A 25,834-nucleotide genomic window follows, 5' to 3' on the forward strand; every position below is an offset into this window, starting at 1 on the left:
TATAGCGCTTTATTCCTAAATCTCGGTCGATTCCCGTACGGCAAGCCTGACCAGGAGCAGAACCGCGATCTCGGCCGCCATTACGATAAGCGAGCACAGAAAGAACACAAGGAACATATCGCCCGAATCCAGATTTAAAACGAATGGGTACACAATCAGCCACAGGAGCTGTCCCGCCATAAATAAGCCCAGCCGGAAGCTTGCCTTGTGATCCAGTCCGGACGCGTTACCCGCGAAATGCGCCTGGATGCCTCTGCAAATTCCGTAAATCAATACGGTATGCAAGCAGAGGGCGGGCAGCTGGATCCATACATCCTTCGCGGATTGCACGGGTAAGCCGTCTATCCCCGCTCCGGTAAACCAAAACAATTGTAACACCGACCAGGTCATCAGCAGCCAAGCCGACAGATGCCCTGCCTTAAAATATCCGTTCAACTTCTGGAGCCGCCATAATCCCGAAGCGATCAGCAGGTACCCGAGCATATCGGGCAACATATCCACCGAGTCCAGCTTAAAGTCGACAAGTACAATCAACAGGCCCCAGCCCATACGCCCGTAAGCCCTACTCATGGTGTCCTCCTGCTATCCCGGACAAATTCCGACAATTCTTGATCTGTCGGTCTCGGGTGATAGGGAATTACCGTTTCTCCATGCCACTGGCGACCGCTTTCCTCCATAAAGGTTGTTTTCAATAGGAGCTGGTAAACCTGCAAACTCTTCTCAAGCGACGGCATATCAAATTGGTGGCTGATTCTAATGGAATCCCCTTTATGAATGTTAAGTGGAAGCTGAATCTCATCGATGGGCTCGCCTCTTAACTCGATGTGCGCTTCCGAAGGCTGCGACCGGTAGCTGGTACCTGGTATTTGACTTGAAATGTCGGCATAGATTCGGAGATGCCCCTCTAGATCGATATCCAGCAGTTTCGAGGAGAACGCCGTTAACTGTACCGGACGCTTCAAAACAGCGGAGTCGTATCCCGAATGATCGGAGGAAGATCCGCCGGATGTCCACGATATCGGATCTTGCTCTTCCTGACGATATACGCCGGGCCAAACGTATATTTCCCCGACATTCACTTGCTCCGAGCTTCCGTCGGAATAAAGCGCGGTAACTTCCCGAATGAGAACTGGCTCCTCCAGCTTCTCTCCCGTCCCTTTTTTCTCAGGGGCATTTAAGTTCACCATTATTTTTCCTAAGTACTGCCTCTGATACTCCGCATATTGGGGATAGGGCGTGACGATCTGTCCAGGGTAACCTTCGATCCGGATGGAGCTCAGCCTCTTATCTGCTTGTTTGTCCTCCACATAATACAAGTCGAATACGCGGCCTCCCCCTTCCCTTGTCTCCACATGATGCTCGAGGAATACGGTTCTTCCCAGTTGGTTGGCTTCGTAATACCAGACATTCCCGATCCAGCTGCAGGCTGCGAGCAGGATGGCGAGCACGTAATACCATTTCTTGCCCATAGACCCTCCATATGTAGCATGCGTTTGTTCCATATTCTTTAACTATCTTAACACGTAATATCGAAGAAGAGGGTTTGAACTGCGTTAATTTTTCCGTCGACTTCCTGCGGGAGAAACCCGGTCCGAATTAAAATAACGAACCCTATTCGTGGACAGACTAGTTGAAGCCACCCTAAAATCAAGGAAGGTGTCCATGATGAATCCATCGATCGAAGAGGTTACGAACTGGCTTCAATCCAATAGCAACCGCACGCTGCACATATCCAAACAAGAAGAGAAGGATCAAGACCAGGTTGAATTACGGCTGGAACGATTTGAACATCAGCAGCAGCAAGCGCAGTCCATCGACGGGTATGGAGATCGCCACGCTCTTCTGCTGCACGGCCCCGGCGTGGTCATCACGGCAGGCCACGAAGCCCCGCTGCCAAGCAATGCCTTCGTCATCGGGCTGGACGGGTTAACGGCCGCGGAGATTCAAGACCGTCAAGTGGTGCTCACAACGGAACGCGGCATTTATTCCATCACGGCGACCTGAAAGCAGCCGGTTATAGAAACAGCAAGAACCGCCAGAGAGTGCTTCTCTGGCGGTTCTTTTGGCTTCTATACAGCTTGATGCTGGATCAACCTTGATATAACGTTGCGCTAGGGACACAGATAGCCTCCGCAGGCTTTTAGTAAACAACTTATACCCGTTCGAATCTCCAGATAAAGCTTTGGAAATCGCCGTGCATCGGCGGAACGGCCAAGCCGGCGTTCATCAGCCGGTCTCCGCCGTAGATGTTCCCGTCCTCCAGGCACTTGTAATCCCCTTCCGGATCCAGCCCCATCGTACGCAGCCACCGAATCGGCTCATTCGCCTCGCTTAAGATGCGGAAATAATACAGCACCGCTTCCGAGCGATCCTCGGAGACGATCGTCCAGGCCGCTTCATTCCCTTCGAACGGGTTCCGAAGACGGTAGAAATCCCCGAACTGCACAAGATGCCGAATCTCTTTGTATAGCATTACCTGCTCGCGGACCTCCTCCTTCTCCTGTTCGCTGAAGGCCGTCAGATCCAGCTCATAACCGAAATTGCCCGACATTGCCGCGTGTCCTCTCGTCCGCAGCGAAGTATTCCGGTGCACCTGATGATTCGGAACGGCGGACACATGCGCTCCCATGGAGCTAAGCGGATAAACCAGGCTCGTTCCGTATTGGATCTTCAATCGGCTGACGGCATCGGAGTTATCGCTTGTCCACGTCTGCGGCATGTAATACAGCATTCCCGGATCATAGCGTCCGCCGCCCCCGGAGCAGCTCTCGAACAAAATATGCGGGAACTCCGTCGTCAGCTGTTCCATCACCCTGTACAGACCCAGCATATAGCGATGGGCCGTTTCCCGCTGGCGCTCAGGCGGCAGCGCAGCCGAGCCGATCTCCGTCATGTTCCGGTTCATGTCCCATTTCACGTAGGTGATCGGGGCGCTTCTCAGGATGCCGCGAACCATATCGGCCACCGCGTCGCCTACTTCCTGGCGGGAGAAATCCAGGATCAGCTGCTGTCTCCCTTCCGTCCGCCGGCGCCCTTCGACGTGCAGGCACCAGTCGGGATGCTGACGGTACAGATCGCTGTCCGGCGATATCATTTCAGGCTCAAACCACAAGCCGAACTGCATATCCAGACCGCGGACCCTCTTCACGAGATCCTCGAGGCCGTCGGGCAGCTTGTTCTTGTCAACGACCCAATCCCCGAGGGAAGTCGTATCGTCGTTGCGCTTGCCGAACCATCCGTCGTCCAGCACGAACAGCTCGATGCCGAGATCCCGTCCCGCGCTTGCAATCTGCTCGATTTTATCGGCATTGAAGTTGAAGTAGGTTGCTTCCCAATTGTTCACCAGCACCGGGCGCGTGGCATCCCGGAATTGCCCCCGGCACAGCCTTGTGCGGTACATTTTGTGATAGCGTCTGGACATGCCGCCCAGGCCCTCCGCCGAGAAGACCATCACCGCTTCCGGCGTCTGGAACAACTGTCCCGGCTCCAGCAGCCACGTGAAATCGAACGGATTCAATCCCATCGTGACCCGGGCCGTATCGTATTGGTCCACCTCGACCTGTTCGGAGAAGCTGCCGCTGTATACCAGACTGAAGCCGTACACCTCGCCGAACTCTTCGCCTGCCCCCTCGGACAGCAGCGCTAGGAACGGATTGTGGTTATGGCTGCTTGACCCCCTGCGGCTCTCGATGCCCTGCATGCCCGGGGATAGTCTTCTGCGCTGCACATGGCGCTCTCTCGCCCATGCCCCATGGAGATGCAGCAGGTCATAACGGCTGTGATCCATATCCACGCTAGCGCTCATGGCACGCAGCAGCGTCATGTTCTCCTTGCTGTCGTTGCGGAAGGATACGGAGCGGGAAATAGCGTCAAACGCCTTCATGACCGTATAAGACAAATAAATCGTCAAACCGCTTACCCGATCAAACAGTTCCAGCTCCAGCGTATCCGCCTCGTCATCCTGTTCCGTGTATACGGCAGGCAAGCCCTCAAGCTTCGGCTTGCCGCTGTAGATCCGGTGACGGACATATTCCGCCTCGGTGACCGTGGTCCCGTTAGCCAGCTGCACCTGATATGCAGGCTGCCGAAAATCGCCGCTGCCATAGCCCGGGTATTCCTGAGGCAAACTGTCCAGGGAGAAGGAAGCATCCTCGCGAAACGGCGTCGGCGAAAAGGATGCTCTTCCCCTCCGTTCCAGCAATCCTAGGACGCGGTTATCGCGAATCCGGCGTCCCCAATAGGCATGCGCCGGATATACGCCGCGCACCAGCTCAATCACATAACTTGACTGATCGCTCTGGAGATGGAATATCCCCAGATCCTCATGAAAATGTATACTCACTGTTTATTGCCCCCTAACCAAGGTCCGAGTAAGATCTCCTTGCTCTCTTTAAGACCGGGCGGCGGCAGCCCGTTCCAGAATCATGACGTCCCTTCCCGGAATCGTGACATGGCCCGTAACCTGCCGGCTGCCCAGGAGATCGAATGAATTGGCAGAACCTGCATCAAACGTCATCTCTTCGGCATTGTGGTTCAATATGAACAGATAGGAGTTTCCGTCCTTCACCCGTTCCACCACCTCTACCCCTTGTGGCGTATCCAGCAGCGGCTTCACGCCTTGTTCTTCGCACAGATTGGCAAGAAACCCTTGCAGGAACTGCGCATCCGGACTGCTGGCCACATAATAGGCCTGCCCTTCGCCAAACGCATTCTTCGTTAAAACAGGCGTGCCTTTGTAGAAGTCGGATCCGTACTCAGCCAGAACCTCCGCCGTCTCCGCATGGATGACATCGCACAAAATTCCACATGGATAACTTCCACGCAGCGATCCCCAATCCTGCTTCATGTCGATCTGATTTTGCATTCCGGGCAGCAGGGCATCGATTTCCTCAGCCCATATGCCGGTCACGTTGCGCAGCTCGCCCGGATGACCTCCGAGCGTCACCAGATCGTTCTCATTAACGATGCCGCTGAAGAAGGTGGTCACAAAGGTACCGCCCTGCGATACGAACTGCTCCACGCGCTGGGCAACGCCCGGCTTCACCATGTACATCACGGGGGCAATCACTATATCATACTTGCTTAGATCCTCTTCGACGCTGATGATATCGGTCTGGATATTCTGCTGATACAGCGCGTCATAATATTTATGAACCTCATCCACGTAGTTCAGGGCTTTGGAAGGCCCGCTTGACAGCTCCAGCGCCCAGCGGTTCTCCCAGTCATACATGATCGCCACCTTGGCGTCCGAACGGGAGTCGAGCAGCTTGTCTCCGAGCTGCTGCAGCTCTTGCCCCAGCTCCGCGCACTCCCGGAAGACCCGGGTATGCTCATGTCCGACATGCTCGATCAATGCGCCGTGGAATTTCTCGCACGCCCCCACGGAACGGCGGAGCTGGAAGAACATGACCGTATCCGCGCCGTGCGCTACGGCCTGATAACTCCACAGCCGCATGACGCCGGGACGCTTCGCGGAGTTATAGGGCGACCAGTTCTGAACGCTCGGGGTCTGCTCCATCAGCATGAACGGCTGTCCGCTTCTCAGCCCGCGCATCAGGTTATGCGACATCGCCGTAAAGCTCACCGGCGTATCGATCGCGGGATAGTTGTCCCAGGACACCACATCCATATGCTTCGCCCACTCGAAGTAATCAAGCTCCGGATAAAAGCCCATCAGATTGGTGGTGACCGGAATATCCGGCGTGACCTTCTCCAGCTCATCTCTTTCCAGCCGGTAACATTGCAGCAGGCTGTCGGACTGGAAACGGCGGTAATCCAGCGATATTCCCTGGAAGAACGACCGGTTTCCGCCGAATTCCTCGCTGAGCGCATTCGGTACCACGATCTCGTCCCACTCGTAGAAGGTATGGCCCCAAAACCCGGTATTCCATGCGGCGTTCAGCTTATCTAGCGACCCGTAACGCTCTTTCAGCCAGACGCGGAACTGACGCTCGCAGTTGTCGCAATAACAATACCCGCCATACTCATTGGAGACGTGCCAGATGACCAGCGCCGGGTGATCCTTGTACCGTTCAGCCAGCTTGCGCGCCATCAGCACGGAGTATTTGCGATAGGTCGGGCTGTTCGGACATGAATTATGGCGGCCGCCGAATTTGCGTTTGCGTCCATCGTAATCGACGCGCAGGATGTCCGGGTATTTCTTGGCCATCCAAGCAGGGTGCGCCCCCGTGCTGGTTGCCAAACAGACGTGAACCTGCTCCTCCGCCAGGCGGTCCATAATTTCATCAAGCCACGCGAAATCATAGCTTTCCTCATCGCGCTGCGTTTTGGCCCAGGAGAATACATTGAGGGTCGCCACGTCGACGCCCGCCAGCTCGAACATCCGCAGGTCCTCTTCCATCGTTGCCTTGTCCCATTGCTCGGGGTTGTAATCCCCGCCATACCATATCTTAGGAAAACGTTGATTAATCATAGAATTGCCTCCTTCGTAGACTCTGCTATAGAAAAGAGGTACCACCCCCTATCTTGTCGGACAAGGGATCATACCTCTTATGAACGGTCTGCTAACTTAAATTTTGCATGGCTCCTTACTTGCTCAAGCTATCCCAGGATGTCTGCATATCTTCAAGCATTTTGTTCGTATCGGATTTGCCGGCGAAGAATGCCTGCATCGCGCCGGAGAATTCCTGTGCCGCGCCGTCCGGGAACTTCGCGGATTGTCTTGGCAGCACTTTGCCTGCCTGCACGTACTCCCATACGGCCGAACCCAAATCGCCCATATCCTCAGGCGTTGCTTCGATGGTCTTCAAGGCCGGGATGAATTTGAATTTTTTCACGATGTACTCTTTGCCGATATCGGATGTGACAAACCAGTTCAGGAAGATCTTCGCTTCTTCCTTCGACGCGGAATCTTTGTTAATGACCAGGTTCGCAGGTACGCCGACGTTCAGCTTGTCGTTTTGCTCCGCATTGTCGCCAAGCGGCATCGGCAGGTAGCCGAGATTCAGATCCGGATTGATGGCATCGATCTCGGTTTGAGCCCAGTTCCCGTTCTGCATCATGGCCGCTTTACCTGTAGCCAGCAGGGAAATGGCCGTATTGTAGTCGGTGGTCAGCGGGTTCTTGTTGCCGTGGTCCAATGTCAGCTGCATCAGCTTGGTCCACTCTTCGAACTTCCCATTGCCCACGAATTTTTGCGTGCCGTCGTTCAAGCCCTGGATAAACGCATTCGGGTCATCCTGCTGGGCGAATGCCGGGTTAATGCCCTGGTTGCCGATCAACCACCATTCCTGGTAAGCGTTCGCAAAAGGAGTTATGCCTGCGGCTTCCAGCTTCTTCGCGGCATCTGCCAGCTGAGTATATGTTTTTGGAAGCTCGGTAATGCCGGCCTGCTCAAACAAATCCTTATTGTAGATGTAACCCCATCCTTCAAGGTTCATCGGCATGCCGTATACTTTACCGTCTTTGGTCATCGGCTCTTTCGCCATGTCGACCAGATCGTTCACCCAAGGCTGATCGGACAGATCCTCGAGACGGTCGATCCACATCTCCATCTCGGCGTCGCCGCCATTGGAGAAAATATCCGGCGCATCGTTGGATGCGAATTTGGTTTTCAATGCAGCACCATAGTCAGCGCCGCCGCCTACCGTTTGAATATCCAGCTTGATGTTCGGGTATTCCTTCTCGAATTCGACTTTAAGCTCATTCAAGCCGTCCACGATCTCGGTTTTGAATTGAAAAATCTTGACCGTTTTGACTTCGCCGGAAGCTCCATTCGAGCTTCCGCCCTGGCCTTCTTCCGACTTGCCGCCGCAAGCTGCAAGCAGCAGCGAGAAAGCCAGCAGCATCACGAGTGATAATTTCATTTTGTTCATCTTTACTACCCCCTGATAATGATTATATATAAAGATGGAAAAACCGGTTATGGGCGAGGCGCCCGCTGCCCTTACCCCTTAACGGAGCCGGCAGCGACGCCCTCAACGATGTACTTCTGCAGTGACAGGAAGAAGATGATGATCGGCGTAATGCCCAGCACGAGCGCCGGCAGCGCCATATCCCACTGCTTCGAATACTGCCCGAAGAACGCAAAGGTCGCAAGCGGAATCGTCCGCAGTTCCGGACTTTGCAGGATCAAGGATGGCAGCAGATAGTCGTTCCAGACCCACAGGCAGTTCAGGATGATGACCGTTACCATCATAGGTTTCAGCATCGGCATAACGATGCGGGCAAATACCCTGAACGGAGAAGCGCCGTCAACCGTGGCGGCCTCTTCGATCTCCAGCGGAATGCCTTTCACGAAACCGTGGAACAGGAAGACCGACAGCGGGATGCCGAGTCCGAGATAACTGAGAATCAGACCCACGATGCTGTTGTTGACGCCGAGAAAGTTAATGACCTGCAGCAATGGAATCATAATGGATTGGAACGGAATGACCATGGCCGATACGAACAGCATGAACACGATTCGATTGAATCTCGTATTGGACCGGACCATCCGGTAAGCTGCCATCGCGCTCAGCAGGGCAATGATCAGATTGCTGATGACCGTAATGATGATGGAGTTCGTGAATGCTTCCGGAAAGCGGGTCATTTCCCAAGCCTTGCTGTAGTTGTCAAAGTGAAAGGCCGTTGGCCAGTTGGCCGCGTCGACCATAATATCGCCCAGCGATTTGACCGAGTTTACCAGCAGGAAGTAGAACGGTGCCAAGAAGATCAAGGCAACAATGACCATCACAATCTGCAATACGATCGTGGAGGCCGACATGGGAGGTTTCTTCGATCTCATTAAGCTTCAACCTCCTTCTGCTTCGTTAAACGGACTTGAATGAGCGTAATGACGGCGACGACCAGGAAGAAGATCAAGGACTTGGCCGTGCCGAGACCGTACCGGTTGTTCAGGAACGCCTCGTTGTACACGTTCATCGCCAGCGATTCCGTGGAACGGTAAGGTCCGCCCTTGGTCAGCGACAGGTTCAAATCGAACATTTTGAAGGACCAGGAAATCGCCAGGAACAAACATACGGTCACCGCCGGCATAATAAGCGGAACGATGATGCTCTTGAGCACTTGGAACCGGTTGGCCCCATCAATCTCGGCAGCTTCCATGACTTCCTTGGACACGTTCGTAATGGAGGCGATGTAGATGACCATCAGATAGCCTGACGACTGCCATACGAATACCATGATGATGCCCCAGAAGCCGGTTACTTCGTCTCCCAGCCACGGAAGATTAAAAAACGGAATTCCCGTCGCTTCGCCAACGGTTGCAAAGCCTTTTATGAAGATAAACTGCCAGATGAAGCCGAGCAGCAATCCGCCGATCACGTTCGGCATGAAGAATATCGTCCGCAGCCAGTTGCGCGCCCGAATGTTTTTCGTTAAGAAGTAGGCCAGGAAGAATCCGACCAAATTCGTCAGAAGCACGCCGACGATCGTAAATTTGGTGGTGAACCAGAAGGATTGGGCGAATGCGCTGTCATTTGTGAAAATCTGTTTGAAATTGTCCAGCCCGACCCATTCGACGTTCCCGGAAACGCCATTCCAGTCGGTAAACGAGTAATACATCCCCATCACAAATGGGATAATGATCGTAATACCGAAAAACAGCAGCGCGGGTCCGATATAAACCAACTGCTGCGTCAAAGCAGCCGTTCTCTTGCTGTTCATGTTAATCCCCCTCCGCTTGTCCTATCGTTTCTCTATCCATTTCTCTATGATTTAATTATGCTAAGATGAAGACCTTGGGACTACCATAGGATGTGAACTAATTGGTATAGAAAATTGATCGGCGGTGAAAATATTGAACTGGAACTGGAACAGCATCCGCACCAAACTGATTACCTTCATGATCATGGCGACCATCATTCCGACCACCATTTCCATGATCATCAGTTATGTCATGACAACGAACTCGCTCAAGGAACGGGCCGTTGTTGAGAATATGAATCTTCTCTATCAGGGACGGTTAAATTTGGAGAGTTATTTGGAAGAGATGAACCGTAGTTCCCTTACGGTCTACTCGGATCCGGATTTTTTCCGCAGCCTCTATTACAGTCATGAGAACATCAACGCCAGCGGCAGGCAATCCGCCACGCTGCAATCCATTCAAAAAGCCATCAGCGGCTCCAGGCAGGTCTATCTTTACGTCGACGGCAAACGGGAAGCCACGTTATTCGCGCAGGATATCGCCAGAAAAACAAGCGAGGTCAACCTCTATCCCGAGATTCCCGATCTTCGTAACGATACGGTGGTCCTTCAGCCGCCGCATCCCCTTCATACGTACGGGTTTCAGTTAGCTTATCCCTATGAAGCCGATCAACAAGTATTCACGATGTACCGGGTCATTGAACGGGTCCCTTCAACCGAACGATTGGGCATTCTCGCCATCGATCTGGACATGGATTTCCTGAGCCGGATCAGCGGCCAGCTGTTCCAGCCTGATCATGAACAGCTGTACATTGCCAATGAAGACGGGTATATCATGTATTCCGGCAATGACGAAATGCTGGGACAACAAGTCCAGGCGGACTGGTACGCCAGCATCAAGCAATCCGGCAAGAAGGAAGGCCATTTCGAGTATAACAACAAAATCTATTTATATAACAATATCAAGACGTCGGTCAGCGACTGGACGATGATCAAGGAGATTCCTTCCTCCTATATTTTAAGCAGCGCGGACAAAGCTGCCTTCGTCAATATTTTGCTGATCGGCGTGTCCCTTATTCTCATCATCGCCGCCACGATCTGGATTTCGGTCTATATCACGGCCCCGATCCGCGAATTGGTTGGCCTCATGAGCCAGGTCAAAAGCGGACGAATGACCGTGGATATCTCCTCCAATCGCAAAGACGAAATCGGAGCCCTCCATCGCAGGTTCGGCAGCATGATGGATACGATCAACAACCTCATCCTGCAGGAATACAAGCTGAAGCTGGCGAACCGGACCAACCAGCTCCGAGCGCTGCAGGCGCAGGTGAATCCGCATTTCATGAACAATGCGCTGCAGACCATCGGCACCCTTGCGCTGGAGCATGGCATGAAGAGGATCTACTCCCTGATCTCCGCTCTGGCCCGGATGATGAGATACAGCATGTACAATACGGACAAGCCGGTCACGCTGGCCACGGAGCTCGATCATATCAAGGATTACGTGGAACTGCAGAAGGAACGATTTGAGAATCAGTTCGACTTCCGTTACGATGTGGATGAGTCGACTCTGCAGGTGTTGATTCCGAAGATGCTGGTTCAGCCGCTGATCGAGAACTTTTTCAAGCATGGCATGAACCCCTTGGAGCAAGACAATTTCATTGCGCTCACAAGCCGGCGCCTATCGGCCTCGATCGTGCAGATCACGGTCGAAGATAACGGAAACGGGATGCAGGAGGAGCCGTTCCAAGCCCTTCAGGAGCATTTGCTTCGGATGGAAGAGTTGGATCTGGAACAGCTTCAGGTTGTGTCCGAGCTGGAGACGGAAGACAGCAGCGGAATCGGACTCATCAACATCATGACGAGGCTGAGGCTATACTATCGTGGAAAATCCAAATTCAACATCGAAAACAACCAGCCGCACGGCTTTCGTGTAGTGCTGACTATAAATGTGGAAGGTGAAACGGATGAAGGCATTGATCGTGGATGACGAGTCTCGCGTGCGCAAAGCCATCCGCCTGCTGGTCCAGTGGGAAGCGCACGGGATTACCGATATAGAGGAAGCGGCCAACGGGCTGGAGGCGATGGAGCTGATCCCGGCGTTTCGGCCCCATCTTGTGCTGATGGACATGCTGATGCCCCTCAAAAACGGCGTGGATCTCATGGAATGGATTCACAAGCATTACCCGGACATCAAATTCATCGTCATCAGCGGGCATGACGATTTCGAATTCGTGCGCAACACCATCTGGTACAGCGGCACGGATTATATCCTGAAACCCATCGAGGAGGACGTCATCAACCAAGCGGTCGCCAAGGCGACCGCGGCCTGGATGGCGGAGGAACAAGAACGCCTTGCGGCGCGGCAGCAGCATGTTCAGGTGAACGAGTACCGGCCGGTCTATTCGGAGAAGCTGTTATCCAGCCTTATCGATGACAGGAGCGCCCATTCCCAGGTGGTTAACCGCCTCAGGGATGAAGGCATCGTGCCGGCGCAGACCAACGCAATACGCCTGGCCGTCATGCAAATCGACAAGTCGGATCATGTGCTGTACAGCCGCTTCGGCCATCATCAGGATCTGCTGATGTTCGCCCTGTTGAATATTTGCAATGAATTTCTGCAAAAGGACCGGATCGGGATTGCTTTCCGTCCATTCGGATCGCCGCATCAACTGGTTCTCTTATTGTGGGAACAACTCGCCACGGTCCCTACGCTGCTTCAAGAGATCAATAGCGGGATGTTTCGGACGCTGTCGCGCCAGATGCATTTTGGCATAAGTCCGGAAGGCAAATATCCGGTAGACGTTCCCGAGCTCTATGCCCAATGCTCGAATGCCCTGCGTTCGCGTGATTTAACGGTCCTGAACCATTTCATCCACGATGCCGAGCAGCTGCGACGATCCGGAATGGATCATCATCGGGGCGTCCAGTTCAGCGGGTTCGAGGATACCTGGAAGCTCGCTGTGCTTAGCGGTCAGCCTGCTCCCATTGGCGAGGCCGTCGATTCGTTCCTTGCCGCCATCCGAAAAAGCGGCGTTCTCACGCCGGAGCTTCTGGAGCGATGGGACCGCGAAATTGATCGGTTCGCCAATCACGTCATTCATGAAACCGCGAACCCGTCGTCTGAGGCTTTGTTGAAATTGTACAAAGAGGAAAGCGCCACCATCGAGCGGCCAAGCCCGGACAAATATGTATGCTCCCTGGCAGAATGGCAGCAGTATTGGGATCAATTAATGAGCCTGCTGGCCTCGGCGCTGCAGTCCCAGAAGCAGACGGGGCAGGACCTGATCTACGACATTACGGCGTTTATCGAGCAAAACTATCAGAACGACGTGTCTCTGTACGATATTGCAAACCGGTTTCACGTCAGCCGGGAGTATATCTCCCGCAAATTCAAGCAGAAGCACGGGATTAATATCCCCGAGCATCTGAACCGGATCCGCATCTCGAAGGCCAAAATCCTCCTGCAAAATCCGGGGCTGAAAATGGCCGCGATTTCCGAGATGGTCGGCTTTAAGAACGAAAAATATTTCAGTCTTGTTTTTAAGAAACAAGAGGGCATTTCTCCCAAGGAATTCCGAAAGCTGCACGAGAAGGAAGCTTAGAATGGGCAGCGGTCGACACCCTGGGTCGGTTGTGATGGAGTGGTTGTGGGATCAAGAGGATAAGCTTCAGATTAAAAATAAAGCAGAGAAGGCCGGAGTCCCCGCCTTCTCTGCTTTTTGTTGAGAGCGCTCCAAGCTATTCACTCTTCTTGGAAAGCCCTTATTTTATCTCTATCCCAACCGCTTCTCTAATATCATCACGCCTCGTGCCGGCACTTCGCAGGTATCCCGAAACTCCTCCCCTGTCAGCAGGTCAACATAGGTTTCCCCATCCAAGGACACGGATTTGCGCTCGGGCATGTGATTGAGCACAAAAGTAAACTCCGCGCCCTCCTTCACCCGCTTTGTCACCTCAACGCCTTCGGGAGCGTTCAGAACAGGCTCAATGCCATGGTCGCTGCATATCGATTGCATCAAATCTCGCAGGAATTTAGGCTCCGGGCTCGTGGCCACATACCAGGCCTTCCCTTGTCCGAATGCGTTCACGGTCAACGATGGCATGCCTTGATAGTAGTCCGAGCCGTATTCGGCAACGACCTCTGCTCCCTCGGCATGGATCACGTCGCACAGAATGCCGCAGTCGTAGGTGCCTTCCAGCTGGCCCTTCCGGCCCCGCATTACCATCTGATTCTGCTGGCCAGGAAGCAGCGCATCAATCTCCTCGGCCCAAATTCCCATGACGTTGCGCAGCTCGCCCGGATAACCGCCAAGCGTCACAAGATCATTCTCGTTCACAATGCCGCTGAAGAAGGTCGTCACAAAGGTGCCGCCTTGCGATACAAAGGCCTCCACGCGTTCTGCAAATCCCAGTTTTGCCATATACATCACCGGCGCGATGACAACGTCATACTTCCGGAAGTCCTCTTCGACGCTGATCATATCGGTCTGAATATGCAGCCGGTGCAGGGCATCGTAATATTTATGCACCTCGTTCACGTAATTGAGGGCGACGCTCGGACCGCTCGACAGGTCAATGCCCCACCGGTTCTCCCAGTCGTAGATGATCGCGACTTTGGCGTCGGAACGGGCATCCAGGATCCGGTCTCCCAGCTGCTGCAGCTCCTTGCCCAGCTCGGCGCACTCGCGGAATACGCGGGTATGTTCATGTCCGACATGCTCGATGACCGCGCCGTGATACTTCTCGCAGGCTCCGATCGAACGGCGCAGTTGGAAGAACATCACCGTATCCGCGCCGTGGGCGACCGCTTGGTAGCTCCACAATCGCATTACCCCAGGGCGCTTGGCCGAGTTATACGGCTGCCAGTTCTGAACGCTCGGCGTCTGCTCCATCAGCATAAAGGGCTGACCGCCCTTAAGCCCCCGCATCAGGGCATGCGCCATGGCGGTATAGCTGTACGGGGTATCCAGCGACGGATAGTTGTCCCAGGATACGACATCCATCTCCTTGGCCCATTTGAAATAGTCCAGTTCCGGATAAAAACCCATAAGATTCGTGGTCACCGGTATATCCGGCGTGATCCGCTTCAATTCATCCCGCTCCAGCTTGTAGCAGTCCAGCAGGCTGTCGGACTGAAAACGGCGGTAATCCAGGGATATGCCTTGGAAATTCGTCCGGTTGCCGGACCACTCCTCGCTTAAAGCGTTAGGAACGACGATGTCCTCCCAGTCATAGAAGGTGTGGCCCCAGAAGCGGGTATTCCATGCCTTGTTTACGGCATCCAGCGTGCCATATCGCTGCTCGAGCCAAGTCCGGAATGCCGCGGCGCAATTGTCGCAGTAGCAGTACCCGCCATATTCGTTCGATACGTGCCAGATCAGGACGGCCGGATGATCCTTATAGCGTTCCGCCAGCTTGCCTGCCATGATTTTGGCGTATTTTCGGTAGGTGGGGCTGTTCGGACAGGAGTTATGGCGTCCGCCGAATTTGCGTTTGCGGCCCTCGTAGTCGACGCGCAGCACATCCGGGTATTTGCGCGCCATCCAGGCCGGATGGGCTCCCGTGCTCGTTGCCAAACAGATATACACCCCGTTCCGGTACAGCCGGTCAATCGTCTCGTCCATCCAAGCAAAATCGTACGTATCCTCATTCGGCTGACTCAAAGCCCAGGAGAATACATTTATGGTGGCTACATCGATGCCCGCCAGCTTAAACATGCGGTCATCTTCCTTCCACGCTTCCGCATCCCACTGCTCGGGATTATAATCCCCGCCGTACCACATTTTCGGCAGCTTTTCGTTAATCATCAGCATTCAGCTCCTTTAGCCTTCATCAATTCGTATCCGGTTATCGTTCATCCAGCCATGCTCGAGATTAGCCCTTATTCACAATGCCTTCATGGCAGCCAATGCAATCTGGTAGGTCATGCCGCTCACCGTCTCAAAAGAAAGCCGATCTCCCGTCGTCACAACGCTCCCGTCTTCCCTTAGAACGGCGAGAGGCTCGGAATATTGAATTCTGCAGATCCGGCCATGCGTAGAGGTTATGCTTGCGGACGCAAGAATGCCGTCCTTCCATTCCATATCCACGATAAATCCTCCGCGGGCCTTCAATCCCCGCACGGAGCCTTCCGCCCACGCTTTCGGCAGCGCCGGCAGCAGCTGAATGGCATCCAAATGACTCTGGAGCAGCATTTCTACAAGTCCGGCGCTGCCTCCAAAATTCGCATCGATCTGGAACGGGGGATGGTCCCCGAGCAGATTGGGGTGCATGGAGCGGGAAATCAGGGTCCGGACATAAACATAAGCCTTGTCCGGCTGCTGCAGTCGGGCAAACAGGTTAATCAGCCATACGCAGCTCCAGCCCGTATGCCCCCCTCCGTGATCGATGCGCGACATAAGCGTGCGATAAGCGGCTTCCGCAAGCTGCGGCGTATCTTGGAGGGTAATATCAGAGCCGGGGTACAATCCGTACAAATGGGATACGTGCCGATGTCCGGGCTCCGCTTCCGGATACGGCTTGCTCCATTCCATGAGCCTGCCCTCGTCATCGATGGCGTAAGGCAGCAGGCGCGCGACCGCTGCTTTCCATTCCTCCCGCAGTTCATCATCTTGCTCCAACAGCTGCGAAGCTTCGATGCAGTTATGGAATAAATCGCGAATGATGGCCATATCCATGGTCGAGCCTGCCGACACGCTGCAAGGCAGACCTTCCGCGGTAAGAAACTGATTCTCCGGCGATGTCGATGGGCTGGTCACCAGATGCCCTTCCCCGTCTTCAATCAGCAAATCCAGGCAAAACAAAGCGGCTCCACGCATCAGCGGATACGCCGTTTCCCGCAAGTATTCAAGATCCGGTTGGAATTGGTAACGCTCCCATAGATGCCGGCACAGCCAAGCACCACCCATTGGCCAGAAGGCCCACATGGCTCTGCCATCGCTCGGACTGGCCATTCGCCATAAATCCACGTTATGATGGGCGACCCATCCACGGGCGCCATAGTGAATCTTCGCGGTCCGGGCACCGCTTACGCTAAGCTCCCGGATCATTTGGATTAGCGGCTCGTGGCACTCGTTCAGACGCGTCGTTTCCGCCGGCCAATAATTCATCTCGGTATTGATATTCGTTGTGTAATCGCTGTTCCATGGCGGCTGGACATGGGGATTCCATATACCCTGCAGATGGGCGGGCTGTGTACCCGGCCGGGAGCTGGCAATGAGCAAATATCTTCCGAATTGAAACATCAGCGCTTCGAGCGCAGAATCCTCCCGTCCCTCCCGGTACGCTTCCATCCGCTCGTCGGTGGCTAAAGCTGCTATGGAACGCTCATTCTCTGGACGGCCAAGCTGAAGCTCCACGCGTCTGAACAAGGCTTGATGGTCCTGGACGTGCCGTGAGCGCAATTGTTCAAAACCATGCCGCATGGCGTCCTGAAGTCTCTCCCTGCATATGCCGGACGGATCGGTACCGCCAGAACCCGGAGAACGATCGAAGCCTTCAAAATTCGTAGCAGCCGCAATCAGCAGCGTAACCGAGCCTGCCGCGCAAATGCGCATGCCGCTGTCATCGACCGTCACCTGACCGCTGTCCGTCAAGGCCAGCAGCCTCATTTCGTACCGAATGCCCAGCCCATCCTCATAAAGCACCGACCCAGGATGATCGCCCCTGTAATTATCAGCAATATGAGTCGGAGCATGCCCATGCAACACCAGCGTCCCGTCTTCCTCTGTACGTGTGCGATGCTGAAGCGGTGAACGTAACCCGATCTCCAATTGGATGGATCCGCTCCCCGAGCATTCATAACGGATAACCCCGACCTGGTCAACCGCACTGATGAACATATCCCTGCTGAAAATATGATTGGAGCCGCCACCTTGAAAACGAGTGGAAGCAATCCCCATATCCAGGTTCAGTTCGCGCCTGTATTCCGAGCATGAATCCCCTATTCCCGACTGTCGGATCAACAGATCTCCCAGCGGCAAAAAGGACTCCGTATTTCTGCCAACCATCCTGCCCTCGATCAACTGTTCCGCTTCAGCATACTTGCCGGACGCAATCAGTTCCCTCGCCTTTGCCAGATACCGGAGAGCCTCGTAATTATTCGTGTCCCGGGGAAAGCCGGACCAGAGCGTATCTTCGTTCCATTGCATGCATTCTTCCTGCACGCCTCCGAACACCATGGCGCCAAGGCGGCCGTTTCCAAGCGGAAGCGCTTCTTCCCACTTGGCCGCAGGCTTCCGGTACCACAGGGTTGTGTTCCTATGCTCTGCTGAATACAGCGTAATCCCCCCTTATGTCCAATGATTTATAAAGGTCTTCTCGAAGAGCACCTGAAATCCTTCATCTATGGTTGTATTTCTTCTAATAAATCGAGGTCTGCGATTATAACAGCAGCCTGCCTTGAATAGCGGCAAAAGAGGCCGCATATTGCCGGCCCCTTCGATTCGCCTCTACCTTAATTATTCCAGAGTTCCACGCGTTCGCGTACCAATTGGGTGTATTCCTGCTCCATTTTCTCGGCGCCGGCATCATTCAGTTCTTTGATGAACTGGTCATACAGTGCATCGAATTTCGCCGGATCGGCAAGAATGACTTCCGGAATCCGCTTCCGGGTAATCTCTTCCACCTTTTTGTACGTGATATTGATATTGGAGTCGCTCGGTACCGGAATGTTGTAAGCAACGCCCCACGGCTTCACATCAAATTCCTCTTGTTTCGGCCACAGGTCTTTCCACATTTCCGCGCCGTACGCTTTCAGCGTTTCCTTCGCGGCCGGCGTATAATTCTCGATGATCGTCTCCGGGAAGTTCGTCGTGTAATAGTTATCCGTCGAATCCTTCACGCCGTCGCCGTAACGAGGGAACATCGCATTGTACAAGCCGATTCCTGTTTCCTTCGTGAAGTTGGCGTTGTCATAGGTTTTACGCTCTTGGACGTCTTCAGGAATAACTCGCTTGCCGTCCACCACGTTGTAATGCTCGCCTTCAATACCCCAATTCATCAAAACTTGCCCTTCTTCGGAAGCCAGATAATCCAGGAACTTGATGATTCGAACCGGATCCTTGGCGGATGTCGTAATGCCTACGCCCCATCCGGCGACGTAACCCGTGTCTTGGAACGTTGCATCCTTCGTGGACTCATCCAGCTGGATCGGGAATCTCGCATAGGTGCGGTTTTCCTTGCCGGCAGTTCTCAGTGCGTTCGTTGCATTGCCGAAGCCCCACTCCTGATCAATGACGCCAAGGACGCGGCCGGAGGAAATTTTCGCTTCGTATTGGTCCGTCTTCTGCACGAACGTTTCTTTATCCAACAAGCCCTCGGCGTTCATATGATTCAGCCAGCGGAAGTATTCCTTCTCTTCCGGCCGCTTGTAATGAAGCTTCGCCTCGGTTGTTTCCGGGTCGATATAGTACTCACCGTCATCCGATACGCCTGTCGCGATAAACGCCGGGTTCGTTACCGAGATCATGATTCTCCATCCGTCCGCATTTAACGTCAGCGGAATCGTCGGCTGACCGTCAATGGTCGGGTGTTTCTCGGCATAGTCTTTCAGCGCTTTCTCATAATCCTTCACCGTTTTCAGCTCAGGGTATCCGAGTTCTTTCAGCACCTCATGCTGGATCTGGAACGTGCCGCCGGCATCGAGTGCCTGATGATCCACTGCCGCAAGCGTCGGAAGGACATAGATGGCCTCATCCTCGTTGCTCCATTTCAGGCGACTCATATATTCTCCGTACACCTTCTTGATGTTTGGCGCATGCTCTTCGATCAGATCCGTCAGATCGATAAACGCCCCGGAATCCACGAACAGATTGGCGTCCCCCTTGGCAAATACCAAGTCAGGGTACTCCCCGCTCGCCACCATCAGCGGAAGCTTCTGATTAGAGCCGTCCACCGCATATTCGGCTTGGATCGTAATGCCGGTCTTCTCGGTCAGCTTCTTCCCGACCGCATCCTGCATGTTGGCCCAGTTCGCATTGGAATCCGCGCTGTAATACGTCATGGTCATCGGCTCGAGCTTCTCTTCCTGCTGCGTATCGCTTCCGCCGCTGCCCTCATCGCTGCCGTTTGCGCTATTGTTGCTGTCGCCGTTGCCGCACGCCGCCAGAACGAATGTAGCCATCATCATGATCGCGAGCAGGAGCGACAATCTCTTCTTATGTTTCATTGCTATACCCCCTAAATCGATTTTTGATCATCTATCGTATAACAGGACGTTGTGCCTGCTGATACCGTTACATGCGCCTAGCTTTTTACCGCTCCAAGCGTCATACCTTTCACAAAATACCGCTGCAGGAACGGATACACGAGCAATATTGGAACCGTTACCACGATCGTGATTGCCATTTTGATCGACTCCGGCGACACCTGCTTCACGATCTCGGCCATATTCTGCCCGGTCATCATGCCGCTGGTTTGCCCTTGGGTGCTCTGCAGCACTTTCATCAGCTCGAATTGGAGCGTGGTGAGATGGGGTGCGTTGCCGTTGTAAAGATACGTATCGAGCCAAGAGTTCCACTGCCCGACAGCCAGGAACAGGGCGATGGTAGCCAACACGGGCTTACAGAGCGGAAGAATGATTTTGTAATAGATCGTAAAATCGTTGGCCCCGTCAAGCTTTGCCGATTCCTGCAGCGAGTACGGCAGGCTGTCGATGAAAGACCGGATGACGAATACGTTAAACGCGCTCACCATGCCCGGAATGATGTAGACCAGAAACGAATTCATCATGTTCAGGTCGCGGATCAGGATGAACACCGGAATCATTCCGCCGGAGAAATACATCGTCAGCGCAAGAAAGGTCGACATGAACTTTCTTCCCTGAAAATCTACCCTGCTGAGGACGTAGCCCAGCATCGTGCCGCTGAGCAAGCCCAGAAAGGTCCCTGCAAGCGTACGGAGAATCGTGTTTTTGGCCCCGGTGACCAAGCCGTCGTATTTAAAAATCTGCACGTAGTTATCCAGCGTGAACTCCCTCGGCCAGATGTAGATTCCCCCGCGCACCGTATCAACGGAATCGTTCAGCGATATCGCCAGAACGTTCAGGAACGGGTAGAGTGTGACAATCATGACCAGTGCCATGATGGTAAAATTCGCGATATCAAACACCCGATCGGAGAGCGAGGGCTTGAATGCTGCTTTGGTTCGTGCCATGCTGTTTCCCTCCCCTTACATAATCGATTGCTTCGTGAATTTTTTGAACACGCCGTTGGCTAGCAGCAGCAGGATGATGCTTACGACCGAGTTGAACATTCCGATGGCCGTACCGAATGAAAAACGTCCCATGCCAAGTCCATAATTCAGCGCATACAGGTCAAGCACCTCGGAATAATCCACCACCAGCGGATTACCCAGCAGGAACTGCTTCTCGAAACCGATGCTGATCAAATGACCGATGGACATGATCAGCAGGATAGCAATCGTAGGGGCGATGCTCGGCAGCGTAATGTGCCATATTTGGCGAATCCGGCTCGCGCCGTCAACCTTGGCTGCTTCGAACTGCTCCTGATCAATCCCTGTAATCGCTGCCAAATAAATGATCGCGCTCCAGCCCATTTCCTTCCATATATCGGAGCCCGTTACGATGTACCAGAACAGGTTCCCCTGAGCCATGAACTGTATCGGCTGATCAATGAGCCCCAGCCACATCAGCAGCTGATTGACAGCGCCTCCATCCGTGGACAGCATTTTGGTCACGATACCGGCGACTACGACCCAGGACACAAAATGCGGCAGATAAGATATCGTCTGTACGGTCCTCTTGAATACGCTTCCACGAAGCTCATTCAACAAGACTGCGAATAGGATCGGAATCGTGAATCCAACGATCAATCCCATGAAACTCATGGCGAGTGTATTTCGCAACACCAGATAAAACTTATCGTCCGCGAAAAGTGCTGCGAAATGGTCCAGGCCCACCCATTTTTGCTCGAATATCCCTTTGCCCGGCTTGTAATTCTGGAATGCCATCAGCCAGCCCCACACCGGCAAATAACTGAAGATGAATACAATGACGATGAATGGAAGCGACATTCCGTACAGTACTTTCTGCTCTTTGAAAGTGGTCCAAAAGCCTTTCTTTTTCTTTGCGGCAGGTTGGATGCTGCTTTCCGTTTTTGTTACCGCTTTCAAACCAACCCCTCCTCTCTTGTATATCCTGATGATAAACCAAGCTGGGGCGGTGAAGTACCCGAAGGATTGGCTTAAAAATCATATAAAAATTAGACATTACACAGGGAGAAAAGAATGCTCGAAAACAACTATGGCCGCTCCGTGTCCGGATCGTATCTCCGATCGCTGTTAAACCCGGGAAACCTCGGATGATAGGGTAAGGTTTGTTTCCCGGCTTTAAAGGCGAGCGCTGGCGCTTCTCCGATACGATTCCGGCCCCTCCGCTCTTTGCTTCGCAGCATTTGGATTCCCCGCTAATGCCTTGGGGAAGGAAAGGGGAAAACAAAAAGACGCGTACCTTAGTCGCGTCTTATAGGGTAGCGATATGGAAGTACTTATGTGTAGTCTAGTTGTAAGGTAAGTGAACGCTATTGGAGAAACTATCATTAACCATTAAATACGGCATCAGACGGCGCGGAGCTGCTTGCACCCTATTTGCTGTGCGCCAGCTCCCGCGGTTCCCTCATGTGATGCTCTGGTCATGATAGGCTTTATGACCTCGGTGCCGCATCCATGGCTCGATCACGTTGTGCGAATCCGCGTTACGGCACGGCTAAATTACAGGTCCAGCTCCTTGCGAAAATTGGACGGAGACGTGCCGACGTATTTTTTGAATTTGCTATGAAAATAATCGACGTTCGTATAACCGACCTTCTCCGCAACCTGATACACCTTCATGCCCTGCTTCAAAAAATCTTTGGCTTTGTCAATCCGGACCTTATCGAGATACGTATTGAAATATTCCCCGGTCGTATTCTTGAACATTTTTCCGAGGTAAGCGCTGTTGTAATTAAATATCGAAGCCAGCGTTTCCAGCTTAATGTTCTCGTTGTAATTGCGCTGAATCAGATCCATGATCCGCTTCATCTCCTGATCCCGTCCGCCATTGCCCGCCTGCCAGATCAGCTCCTCCAGGAATTGGGACGAATGGCGGCACAGATCATAGGCCGTTCGCTGTCGGAATATTGCCGCAATCCGATCCGAGTATTCCTTCGTGCGGGACTGCAGCTCCGTATGATGCTGCATCAGTTTGTTGTGCACCCCGGTCAGGAGCTCCACGAAGGCGCGTTTCATCCTCTCCTCCGTGTATTCTTCCTTCACCATGGCTGAGGCTGCCGTATACAGCAGTTTCTGCTGCACCTCCACGTTGCCCACATCCACCGCATAATAGAGCTGTTCCATCAGCTGCTCCGGATCATAGGGCTGCCGTTCTTCATCCGTGTTGCCGCCGGCAAACCGCTCGGATTCAGGAAACAGCATCTCCCCGGGAGCATAGAAGAACCGTTCGCGAATCCGTTCTTTGGCACAACGGTACGAATCCGCTACATCCTCCAGACGGTGGACCTGACGTCCCAAAGAGGCCGTTATCGCCGTGCCGGCCCGGCTTGCGGCTTCCTCTACCAACTGCAGCAATTCCTTACGTCCACCTGCCGTCAAGACAGGCGTGGGCATTAGGATACCGAGCTGTCCATGCAAGGAAAACACCGCGCCGCGGCCGTTCTCTTCAAAAGCTTCGATCAGCTGGTTTTTCAACCGGTCGTCGGTTTCCTCACCGGATTCATCGCTGCCGTTATGATGAAAAAGCAGCACTTGGTAATGGTTCCATAACAGTCCCGACCGCTCGGCCATATGCCGCAAAGCGGCTGAATCGGGCTTGCTCTCCGGGTTGAACCACGTCTGAATGAACTGCTCGCGGCTCATTTCGGAGGCTGCCCTGTTCAGTGCCTTCCTCTCCTGCTCCTGCTCGATGGCTTCTTTAATCTGAAGCAAATACTTGCTCAGCTCGTCCTCATCCACCGGCTTTAAAAGGTATCCGTCCACACGGTGGGAGATCGCCCGCTTGGCATAATCAAAATCGGCATATCCGCTCAGGATGAGCAGATGAATCTCGGCATCCAGGTTTCGGATGGCTTCGATCAGCTGCAATCCGTCCATTCCCGGCATCCGGATATCAATCAGCATCAAATCCGGGTCGTACTTCCCGTGCTTCTCCAGCGCTTCGTTCCCGTTCGCTGCGGTATCAACAACCTGATACCCAAGCTCGGTCCATGGCACAATGCTCTTCAGCCCTTCGCGCAGTTTGGGTTCGTCATCCACGATCAACACTTTCATCATCGCTCTCTCCTCCTGTCGGAATACTGAATTCAATACGCGTTCCTATGCCCGGTTCGCTATAAATGATCAGACCCGCTTCAGGGCCGTACGTGAGCTGCAGACGGACATGTACGTTACGGAGCCCGATCCGTCCGCCGTCCTTCTCGTCGGTATCGTTCAAATAGCCGTAGATCATCTGCAATTTGTCCAGGGATATGCCTGCACCATTGTCCTCGGTCATGACGTGCAGCTTCCCTTCGCTGGCCGTGACCCTGACCTTTATGGAGGTTCCCTCTTCCTTGTGATCCATCCCGTGTATGACCGCATTCTCCACAAGCGGCTGGATGATCAAGGGCGGGATTCTTACCCGGTTCGCTTCAGGGTCCACCTGAAGTTCATATTTCAGGCGGTCCTCATAGCGGAACTTCTGAATGTCGAGATAGCACTGTACCATCTCGATTTCGTCCTTGATTGTGGTTTTTCCGCTGCCCACCTCCAGATTGCTCCGCATCATTTTGCCGAGCAGCCGCACGATCCGGGCAATTTCGGTCTCGCCCTTGAGATGGGCCTCCATGCGAATGGACTCCAGCGCATTAAAGAGAAAATGCGGATTGATCTGGCTGGCCATCATTTTGAACTTGATTTCGTTTTGCTTCTGCTCCATTAACCGCTTCTGTTCGTTGGACTCCTGCACTTCGTTCATCAGGTCGTTAACGTTGCCCACCATGGAGTTGAATTGACGGGACAGCTGGCCGATCTCATCCTTGCCGTCGATCTCCATGGCAACGCCGAGATTACCGGTACCTACCTTCGTAATATGTTTGCTTAGACGCAGCAGCCGGTTCGAGATCAGTGAAGAAAAGCTGTAGATCAGAAGAACAGCCAGCAGCAGGCTGATGATGATGACGGTCATCGCCAGCTTGCTGATCCGGTTGGCATCCGCCACGATGCTATCGATCGAGAATATCGAAATAATGCGCAAGCCGTTCACTCCGGACTCCGTATTCAGCGGTTCGATCAGCACCTTGGAGGCTTCGTCATGGATGACCGACTCGTAGCTGCCGCTCGCGTGGTAAACGGCCCCGCTGGCATCTTCAATCTCGGCTAACGTTTTCCCGTACAGCTCCGGGCGGTTAGCCGCAACAATATTGTTGCTGCTGTCCACGATAATCGTGTCGAACGCTTCCTGGCTCAGGATTGTATTGAGCATGCCGGTGTTGACATTGATCACCAGCACGCCGCGGTTGTCCTTGCTTCCAAGATCAACCCCCTTGATCAAGCTGAGGTACACCTTCTGATCACGCTCATCCTCAATGTAGTCCCAATAGATGACCCCGATATCGTCCTCCGCCCGCCGATACCATTCCGTACTCCTGATTTCATCCTTGGGATAAAGGAACTCCCAATTGTTCAGCATGGTCGGATTGTCGCTGTAGAAGCGGATATTCGATATTTCCTTGTACATCCGTATCGCCTGCTGCAAATCGGGATACTCCCTGTAAGCCACGAACACGTCGTATACGCTTTCATATTGCCGGTTGGCCAGATTCCTCAGACGCTCGTCGTAGGACAAGCGGTACGATAAATCATCCGCCACGTTGATGACTTCGGTCGACCGTTTCTTGACCCGGTCCACGTTCTGATAGGCTTGTTCCAACGCATTGTCGAATGCAAATTTACGGAGCTCTCCCGTAAGGAATATCCCTACGATGGCTACCGGTACAAAGACCACGACCACAAATGACAATATCAATTTATTGCGGATTTTCATGTCATTTATAAGCTGAATGAAATTCGATAACATCGGACCGTCGACGCTCCTGTCCTTTAATCTTCGGCAAGTAAAAGTAAACGGTTACATTCCATCGAAAAAGCCTGCCTCAGGCCTATTATATCAGCACAGCCTCCCTTTCAAGGCCAGCTAAAATATGGAAGAAGCCCGACTCCAGCACAAAGCTGG

The 25,834-nt window shown here is 53.4% G+C and carries 17 protein-coding genes; 3 read left to right on the top strand and 14 right to left on the bottom strand.

Going from position 1 to position 25,834, the window contains the following annotated elements; genetic code table 11:
* Nucleotides 1–15: 15 nt before the first annotated feature.
* Nucleotides 16–570, bottom strand: coding sequence for a hypothetical protein (locus tag MHI43_RS28345; protein ID WP_036663827.1), 555 nt, complete (start codon nt 568–570; stop codon nt 16–18).
* Entirely contained in the window at nt 567–1,469 is a 903-nt protein-coding gene (locus tag MHI43_RS28350; protein WP_036663825.1) for a hypothetical protein, read from the bottom strand. The genes MHI43_RS28345 and MHI43_RS28350 overlap by 4 nt, the downstream gene beginning before the upstream one ends.
* 193 nt (nt 1,470–1,662) lie before the next feature.
* Between MHI43_RS28350 and MHI43_RS28355 the strand changes: the two genes are divergently transcribed.
* A complete protein-coding gene (locus MHI43_RS28355) occupies nt 1,663–2,004 on the top strand; it encodes a hypothetical protein (protein ID WP_015737520.1) in 342 nt (113 codons plus the stop codon).
* A gap of 148 nt (nt 2,005–2,152) precedes the next feature.
* On the opposite strand, the gene MHI43_RS28360 is transcribed toward MHI43_RS28355, so the two are convergent.
* The 5 genes from MHI43_RS28360 to MHI43_RS28380 all read right to left on the bottom strand — a co-directional run bounded on the left by MHI43_RS28360 (nt 2,153) and on the right by MHI43_RS28380 (nt 9,627).
* Complete coding sequence (locus MHI43_RS28360; protein WP_036663823.1) at nt 2,153–4,342, bottom strand: alpha-galactosidase; 2,190 nt, start codon at nt 4,340–4,342, stop codon at nt 2,153–2,155.
* 48 nt (nt 4,343–4,390) lie between these two features.
* Nucleotides 4,391–6,433, bottom strand: coding sequence for a beta-galactosidase (locus MHI43_RS28365; protein ID WP_036663821.1), 2,043 nt, complete (start codon nt 6,431–6,433; stop codon nt 4,391–4,393).
* A 115-nt stretch (nt 6,434–6,548) separates the two neighbouring features.
* Complete coding sequence (locus MHI43_RS28370) at nt 6,549–7,835, bottom strand: ABC transporter substrate-binding protein (RefSeq protein ID WP_015737523.1); 1,287 nt, start codon at nt 7,833–7,835, stop codon at nt 6,549–6,551.
* 71 nt (nt 7,836–7,906) lie between these two features.
* Nucleotides 7,907–8,746, bottom strand: a complete 840-nt coding sequence (locus tag MHI43_RS28375; protein ID WP_015737524.1) for a carbohydrate ABC transporter permease — start codon at nt 8,744–8,746, stop codon at nt 7,907–7,909.
* Nucleotides 8,746–9,627 carry a sugar ABC transporter permease gene (locus MHI43_RS28380; RefSeq protein WP_009594044.1) on the bottom strand — a complete coding sequence of 294 codons (882 nt, stop codon included), beginning with the start codon at nt 9,625–9,627 and terminating at the stop codon, nt 8,746–8,748. The genes MHI43_RS28375 and MHI43_RS28380 overlap by 1 nt, the downstream gene beginning before the upstream one ends.
* A gap of 124 nt (nt 9,628–9,751) precedes the next feature.
* Between MHI43_RS28380 and MHI43_RS28385 the strand changes: the two genes are divergently transcribed.
* Both MHI43_RS28385 and MHI43_RS28390 read left to right on the top strand, forming a co-directional pair.
* Nucleotides 9,752–11,596, top strand: coding sequence for a sensor histidine kinase (locus tag MHI43_RS28385; protein ID WP_235201827.1), 1,845 nt, complete (start codon nt 9,752–9,754; stop codon nt 11,594–11,596).
* Entirely contained in the window at nt 11,574–13,211 is a 1,638-nt protein-coding gene (locus MHI43_RS28390; protein ID WP_015737526.1) for a response regulator, read from the top strand. The genes MHI43_RS28385 and MHI43_RS28390 overlap by 23 nt, the downstream gene beginning before the upstream one ends.
* A 171-nt stretch (nt 13,212–13,382) precedes the next feature.
* Here the strand turns inward: MHI43_RS28390 and MHI43_RS28395 are convergent, their stop codons facing one another.
* The 7 genes from MHI43_RS28395 to MHI43_RS28425 form a co-directional block, all read right to left on the bottom strand.
* The gene (locus MHI43_RS28395; protein ID WP_015737528.1) at nt 13,383–15,416 is read right to left on the bottom strand and encodes a beta-galactosidase; all 2,034 of its coding nucleotides are present in this window, start codon (nt 15,414–15,416) and stop codon (nt 13,383–13,385) included.
* Between the two features lie 78 nt (nt 15,417–15,494).
* Nucleotides 15,495–17,894 carry a glycoside hydrolase family 95 protein gene (locus MHI43_RS28400; RefSeq protein WP_015737529.1) on the bottom strand — a complete coding sequence of 800 codons (2,400 nt, stop codon included), beginning with the start codon at nt 17,892–17,894 and terminating at the stop codon, nt 15,495–15,497.
* A 170-nt stretch (nt 17,895–18,064) separates the two neighbouring features.
* The gene (locus tag MHI43_RS28405; protein ID WP_036663817.1) at nt 18,065–19,777 is read right to left on the bottom strand and encodes an ABC transporter substrate-binding protein; all 1,713 of its coding nucleotides are present in this window, start codon (nt 19,775–19,777) and stop codon (nt 18,065–18,067) included.
* Nucleotides 19,778–19,854: 77 nt separating this feature from the next.
* Nucleotides 19,855–20,763, bottom strand: a complete 909-nt coding sequence (locus MHI43_RS28410; RefSeq protein WP_009592812.1) for a carbohydrate ABC transporter permease — start codon at nt 20,761–20,763, stop codon at nt 19,855–19,857.
* A gap of 15 nt (nt 20,764–20,778) precedes the next feature.
* Nucleotides 20,779–21,741 carry a sugar ABC transporter permease gene (locus MHI43_RS28415; RefSeq protein ID WP_009592813.1) on the bottom strand — a complete coding sequence of 321 codons (963 nt, stop codon included), beginning with the start codon at nt 21,739–21,741 and terminating at the stop codon, nt 20,779–20,781.
* A 597-nt stretch (nt 21,742–22,338) separates the two neighbouring features.
* Complete coding sequence (locus tag MHI43_RS28420) at nt 22,339–23,895, bottom strand: response regulator transcription factor (RefSeq protein ID WP_015737531.1); 1,557 nt, start codon at nt 23,893–23,895, stop codon at nt 22,339–22,341.
* On the bottom strand, nt 23,870–25,678 hold the full coding sequence (locus MHI43_RS28425) for a sensor histidine kinase (protein ID WP_015737532.1): 1,809 nt from the start codon (nt 25,676–25,678) through the stop codon (nt 23,870–23,872). The genes MHI43_RS28420 and MHI43_RS28425 overlap by 26 nt, the downstream gene beginning before the upstream one ends.
* Between the last annotated feature and the right edge of the window lie 156 nt (nt 25,679–25,834).

The sequence above is a fragment of the Paenibacillus sp. FSL H8-0457 genome (assembly GCF_038051935.1).
In the GTDB taxonomy this organism is placed as follows: domain Bacteria; phylum Bacillota; class Bacilli; order Paenibacillales; family Paenibacillaceae; genus Paenibacillus_AQ; species Paenibacillus_AQ lautus_A.

Bases quoted from the DNA above. Each gene is read 5' to 3' on its own strand.
- MHI43_RS28365 (WP_036663821.1), bottom strand. From the start codon at position 6,433: ATGATTAATCAACGTTTTCCTAAGATATGGTATGGCGGGGATTACAAC.
- MHI43_RS28395 (WP_015737528.1), bottom strand. From the start codon at position 15,416: ATGATTAACGAAAAGCTGCCGAAAATGTGGTACGGCGGGGATTATAAT.
- MHI43_RS28425 (WP_015737532.1), bottom strand. From the start codon at position 25,678: ATGTTATCGAATTTCATTCAGCTTATAAATGACATGAAAATCCGCAAT.
- MHI43_RS28345 (WP_036663827.1), bottom strand. From the start codon at position 570: ATGAGTAGGGCTTACGGGCGTATGGGCTGGGGCCTGTTGATTGTACTT.
- MHI43_RS28370 (WP_015737523.1), bottom strand. From the start codon at position 7,835: ATGAACAAAATGAAATTATCACTCGTGATGCTGCTGGCTTTCTCGCTG.
- MHI43_RS28380 (WP_009594044.1), bottom strand. From the start codon at position 9,627: ATGAACAGCAAGAGAACGGCTGCTTTGACGCAGCAGTTGGTTTATATC.
- MHI43_RS28410 (WP_009592812.1), bottom strand. From the start codon at position 20,763: ATGGCACGAACCAAAGCAGCATTCAAGCCCTCGCTCTCCGATCGGGTG.
- MHI43_RS28375 (WP_015737524.1), bottom strand. From the start codon at position 8,746: ATGAGATCGAAGAAACCTCCCATGTCGGCCTCCACGATCGTATTGCAG.
- MHI43_RS28390 (WP_015737526.1), top strand. From the start codon at position 11,574: ATGAAGGCATTGATCGTGGATGACGAGTCTCGCGTGCGCAAAGCCATC.
- MHI43_RS28355 (WP_015737520.1), top strand. From the start codon at position 1,663: ATGATGAATCCATCGATCGAAGAGGTTACGAACTGGCTTCAATCCAAT.
- MHI43_RS28405 (WP_036663817.1), bottom strand. From the start codon at position 19,777: ATGAAACATAAGAAGAGATTGTCGCTCCTGCTCGCGATCATGATGATG.
- MHI43_RS28420 (WP_015737531.1), bottom strand. From the start codon at position 23,895: ATGATGAAAGTGTTGATCGTGGATGACGAACCCAAACTGCGCGAAGGG.
- MHI43_RS28350 (WP_036663825.1), bottom strand. From the start codon at position 1,469: ATGGGCAAGAAATGGTATTACGTGCTCGCCATCCTGCTCGCAGCCTGC.